This is a genomic window from Pseudobacter sp., from assembly GCF_051955275.1.
Classification (GTDB): domain Bacteria; phylum Bacteroidota; class Bacteroidia; order Chitinophagales; family Chitinophagaceae; genus Pseudobacter.
Map to the genome: position 1 here is coordinate 1 of NZ_JBQCGW010000127.1, position 4970 is coordinate 4970.

General features: G+C 46.1%; 7 protein-coding genes. 6 read left to right on the top strand and 1 reads right to left on the bottom strand.

Features of this window, described 5'->3' with window-relative positions:
• The coding region (locus ACTHMC_RS10805; protein WP_440413128.1) for an ATP-binding protein at nucleotides 1-383 on the top strand (383 nt) is incomplete at its 5' end.
• Between the two features lie 11 nt (nucleotides 384-394).
• Nucleotides 395-1144, top strand: a complete 750-nt coding sequence (locus ACTHMC_RS10810; RefSeq protein WP_440413129.1) for a LytR/AlgR family response regulator transcription factor — start codon at nucleotides 395-397, stop codon at nucleotides 1142-1144.
• A 6-nt stretch (nucleotides 1145-1150) separates the two neighbouring features.
• Here the strand turns inward: ACTHMC_RS10810 and ACTHMC_RS10815 are convergent, their stop codons facing one another.
• On the bottom strand, nucleotides 1151-1573 hold the full coding sequence (locus ACTHMC_RS10815) for an acyl-CoA thioesterase (protein WP_440413130.1): 423 nt from the start codon (nucleotides 1571-1573) through the stop codon (nucleotides 1151-1153).
• Between the two features lie 138 nt (nucleotides 1574-1711).
• Here ACTHMC_RS10815 and ACTHMC_RS10820 point away from each other — a divergent pair, with 138 nt between their 5' ends.
• From ACTHMC_RS10820 to ACTHMC_RS10835, 4 genes are all read left to right on the top strand, one after another.
• Nucleotides 1712-2383 carry an SMI1/KNR4 family protein gene (locus ACTHMC_RS10820; protein WP_440413131.1) on the top strand — a complete coding sequence of 224 codons (672 nt, stop codon included), beginning with the start codon at nucleotides 1712-1714 and terminating at the stop codon, nucleotides 2381-2383.
• Between the two features lie 115 nt (nucleotides 2384-2498).
• Nucleotides 2499-3092, top strand: a complete 594-nt coding sequence (locus ACTHMC_RS10825) for an RNA polymerase sigma factor (protein ID WP_440413132.1) — start codon at nucleotides 2499-2501, stop codon at nucleotides 3090-3092.
• 69 nt (nucleotides 3093-3161) lie between these two features.
• Nucleotides 3162-4343, top strand: a complete 1182-nt coding sequence (locus ACTHMC_RS10830) for a FecR family protein (protein WP_440413133.1) — start codon at nucleotides 3162-3164, stop codon at nucleotides 4341-4343.
• Between the two features lie 231 nt (nucleotides 4344-4574).
• The coding region (locus ACTHMC_RS10835) for an STN domain-containing protein (RefSeq protein WP_440413134.1) at nucleotides 4575-4970 on the top strand (396 nt) is incomplete at its 3' end.

Sequence of the window (4970 nt, forward strand, 5' to 3'; positions counted from 1 at the left end):
TAAAAGCGGAACCTGAAGTGAACATTTCCACAACCTTTATTCCGGGTATGGTATTGCAGCCATTTGTGGAAAACGCCATCCGCCATGGCATCCAGAACCGGGAGAAGGAAGGGGGCGAAGTGCAGATCCGTTTTTCTATTGTACAGAACTGGCTCTGGTGCACGGTCACTGATAATGGGCCCGGGATGGAAAATGTACAATCACGTAAATCATCACAACATATCGAATATCAGTCGCGCGGCATGCAGCTCACCAATGAGAGGATCAGTGTGCTGAATATGCAGCAGCGCCAGCAGATTGCTGTGGAAGTGGAAAATGTAACCGATAGTGCCGGAGAAGTGGCCGGCACACGCATCATAGTGAAGTTTCCAGTTACTCAATAATTGTTTAGCCTATGAACAATATTAATTGCATACTTGTAGACGATGAACCGCTGAACCTCGACGGCCTGGAGAAAATGATCAACCGTTATTGCCCGGAATTGACAATAACAGGCAAGGCAGGTAACGCCCAGGAAGCGTTGGAAATGATCCGGAACAATCCGCCGAAGATCGTGTTCCTGGATATTCAGATGCCGAGAGAAAATGCTTTCGATCTGCTGGACCAGCTCATGCCGGTGAATTTCGAGATCATCTTTGTAACAGCATTCGATAACTACGCAATGAGGGCATTTAAATACAGCGCACTCGATTACCTGCTCAAACCGGTGGATATGGATGAGCTACGCACTGCCGTGAACAAGGCAAAGGCCAGGCTGCTGGATAAAGACATGAATGAAAGGCTGGCAGTATTCCTTGATCAGATCAAAGAAAAGAATGCAAGCTCCAGGATCGCCCTGCGGACGCGTGAAGGGCTCTTATTCTTTCCTGTCAAAGATATTCTCTACTGCACAGCTGAAAGGGCATACACAAGGTTCACCTTCCTCAATGGCAGTCAGCAACTGGTTACCGGGAACCTCAAAGAGTTTGAGGAGTTGTTACCGGCACACCAGTTCTGCCGGGTGCATGATTCCTACCTGATCAATCTGGATCATGTAAAGAAGTATCACTACGGGAAAGGAGGCTATGTTGAAATGACGGACGGGCAGGCTATCGATGTCAGCAGCCGGAAGCGATCCGCCTTTTTGAGTAAGTTGCGTTATTGAGTGTTTTTACAGTTCACCATCCCATTCCGGTGCATCCGCCAGTTTAGCCAGCAATCCTTCAGGAAGGAAAGGCCTGCCTCCGCCTGCCTTCACGCAGGTGCCGGAAAAAACTGCTTTTGTAACTACTTTATTATTGAGCATGATGGTCTGCCTGAAATGCAGAACCGCCTTATTGGATTTGTCCCGCATCGGACTGCAGGTAACCTGAAAGGTATCTCCTTTTTTCAGGGAACGCACAAACTGCAGGGTATACCGTGAAAGCACCATATTATTCCCTTTGTGTGCCTCTTCCTCAAAGTCGAAGCCCAGTACCTCCCGCACAAAATCATGACGGCACCACTCCATGTAAAAGGGATAATAAAGCCCGTCTACGATATGCTGCACATCAATATGTTCGTCTTTTACTGTATATGTTTTTGAGTATTCCATAGTACGCAAATGTAGCGGTGGGAGGGGCATTTTTCAATGTCCGCACAAATCTTTTCTGGGCAGTGTGAAACGTATTAAATTACGGTCTATCTTTTGAGGGAAAGCATCCCGGTTGGAATAACAGGAAACCAAGTTACAATGAATCAGATCGATCGCATCAGGAAAAAGCTGGCCTTACTCAGGGAATCCGACAAGGACCTCACCCTGTTTGGAGCTGATACCCATAAATACGAGTTGTATCCTCCGCTGCTGACCGAAAAACTGCGTCAGTTTGAAAAAGCCAATGGCGTTGAACTGCCTGAGCAGTACTTTCAATTTCTTACAGAAGTTGGTAATGGCGGTGCCGGGCCTTTCTACGGATTGCTCCCGATTGAAACCGGGCATATCCTTTTCTATGATGACAGCGAAGCTGCTGCGCATACTTTTTATGATCTCAGCAAATCCTTCCCGTACACCGAGCCCTGGAATGTGACAGATGAATTAACTGAATTGTATGAGCAGATCGAAGCTGCGGTGGAATCCGGCAATGTAGAGCTGGAGGAAGCGCTTTGTGATAAGAAATATGACCTGATAAGTGCGCCGGAAAATGATTACGGCAGAATTGAGATCAGTGATTATGGCTGCGGGACCAGGATCACACTGGTAGTGAATGGAGAAGCGAAGGGGGAAGTGTGGACGGATGACAGAACGAATGATGGTGGGATCTATCCTTCCATAGAGTTGGGAAATGAGGGAAAGCTTGGATTCTTCGACTGGTATGAGAAATGGCTGGATAATAGCCTGAAAGAAACTAATGCAGTTGTTGAGTAAATAAGAAAAGTTGCTCTGGATAATATTATTTCTATCTTAGTATGTCAGTTACAACCTATCCTGCTCAAGATCATTTCTATTATTCACTACACGTTAAACTCTTTTCCTCCCTGCCGTGGAAATCGAGGTATTACATAATGAACGGGAGTTGTTCAGCCAGCTTTCACTGGGTGATGAAACCGCATTCACGAGGGTTTTTCATTTTTATAGCCGCCGCTTATACCCCTGGTTACTGAAAAAAACAAAGGAGCCCGCCGCTGCTGAAGAAATCATGCAGGATACCTTTCTTAAATTATGGGTAAACCGGGAGCGGCTCGCCGGGATCGAGAACCGGGAAGGGTACATTTATAAAATAGCTGCCAATTTAATACTTGACCATTTCAGGAAACTGGCAATGGAACACAATATCCTGAACCGGTTTCAGTACAGCAAAGCCGGTGCTGTTGAAGCTTCCACCCAGAGCACTGTAGATTTGCGGGAAACGCAAAAGATCATTGATCAGGCTGTTTACCAGTTACCACAACAACGAAAACTGATCTATACCATGAGGCAGAAAGGAATGAGCTATGATGAGATTGCCGCCCAACTGGGGCTTTCTGCCAATACGGTTAGAAATCAACTCATAAGCGCCGGTAAATTTATCCGTGGGTACCTAATGGAAAATGGAATTTCCTCGCTTGCCCTGATAACTTTCTACACCACGTTATAATTTTTTTTTAGGACGATAGTCCATATTCTTTCCAAAACCGTTTTGATTACATAAAGGTTAGCTTTTGCCATGGATTATACCCGGTTAAGATACCTGTTCGAACAGTATGAAAGCGATAAAGCTTCCGAAGCGGAGCTGAACGAGTTGTTTGTATTAATAGGCAAAGAATCCGAGAAGGAAGCCTTGCTGGCCTATTTTGAAAAATCCATGCAGGAGGCCGTTCCGGATGCATTTGCCGATGTGGAGAAATGGAGGCCCGTGATTGAACGGATTGTTGCACCGCCACCGGAAACACCCGCTCTGCGCAGGATAAACAGGTGGTGGCGCTATGCCGCCGCCGCGGTAATTATAATACTGGGGGGCATTGCTGTTTTTTATATTCCGGCCGATAAGAAAGCAGTTCCAGCGGTTGCTGACAGTAAAGTTTCAGATCCACGTGATGTGGCCGCGCCTGCCACCACCAATGCATATGTGACTTTGGCTGATGGCAGAAGGATTATGCTGGACAGTATTTCCAACGGTCAGTTGCTACAACAGGGAAATTCACAATTGATAAAGCTGGCTGATGGAAAAATTGCTTACGAAGGTACTGGTGGGGAAGTGGTTTATAACACGCTGAGCAATCCCCGTGGCAGTAAAGTAGTCAACCTGGTGCTGGCCGATGGCAGTACGGTATGGTTGAATGCAGCTTCTTCAATTACTTATCCTACTGCTTTCGTTGGCGGGGAAAGGGTGGTAGAGATTACAGGAGAGGCATATTTTGAGGTGGCAAACAAGAAAGGTAAGATGCCTTTCATGGTGAAGAAAGGTGATATGCAGGTACGGGTATTGGGAACGCATTTCAATGTGAATGCATATGACAATGAAAGTAATATAAAAGTGACCCTGCTCGAGGGAAGTGTGCAAGTAGGTTCAGCTAACATCAAAAGGCCTGAAATACTGCGGCCTGGTCAGCAGGCGGAAGTTTATCCGGATGAAAAACTCCGCGTCATTGACAAGGTGGATACAAGCCGCACAATGGCCTGGAAGAATGGCTATTTTGATTTCAACAATGCCGATCTGCCTGTTATGATGAGACAGCTTGAACGCTGGTATGATATTTCAGTTACTTACAAAGGGCAGATCCCGCGCATCGTTTTCAAAGGACAGATGGATAGAAATGTGAGACTGGCGGATGTGATCCGCTTTCTGACTGCCTTTGGGATCAATACCAATTTAGAAGGAAGGACATTGACCGTTTCAGGTTCCTGACATCTGGAGCCTTTATTGTAAAAAATGATTAATCGCTTTCGTAAGTGGAAGCCTGAATAAAAAACCGCCACGTCTTGACCACGTGACGGCGTACAGTTCAGGTTGTTCCGTATGTAGTTATAATAGTTTACTCCTTCACAACCAAAACCAATGCAATTTATGCAAAAAACTGCTTATGATTACCGGTCGGCCTGGGGGAGGCACCGGGTCCTAACCAAAACTCTTTTAGTGATGAAACTCACTTCAGTTCTCTTGATTGCTTTTGTGTTTCATGCAGGTGCAAAGGGCTTTGCACAAAACATTACCTATTCCTCCCGAAATGTTCCTATTGAACAGGTATTTACTGAAATCAAAAAGCAAACAGGGTACTTTTTCCTGTACACGGAATCGATCCTGGAAAACGCCCGCCCTGTCACCATTTCAGTGAGGGATATGCCCCTGCCTGAATTCCTGGAGAAAATCTTTAAAAACCAGCCGCTCAAATACACTGTTGCCAGCAAAACCATCACAGTTACAAATGCTATTACTGTAAAGCCCTTTGAGGAATTGCTGCGCGAAGCAGAAAAGCAGGCAGCCATTACAGTTAAGGTAACAGATTCGGTTGGCGCCCCGCTCCCCGGCGCTTCG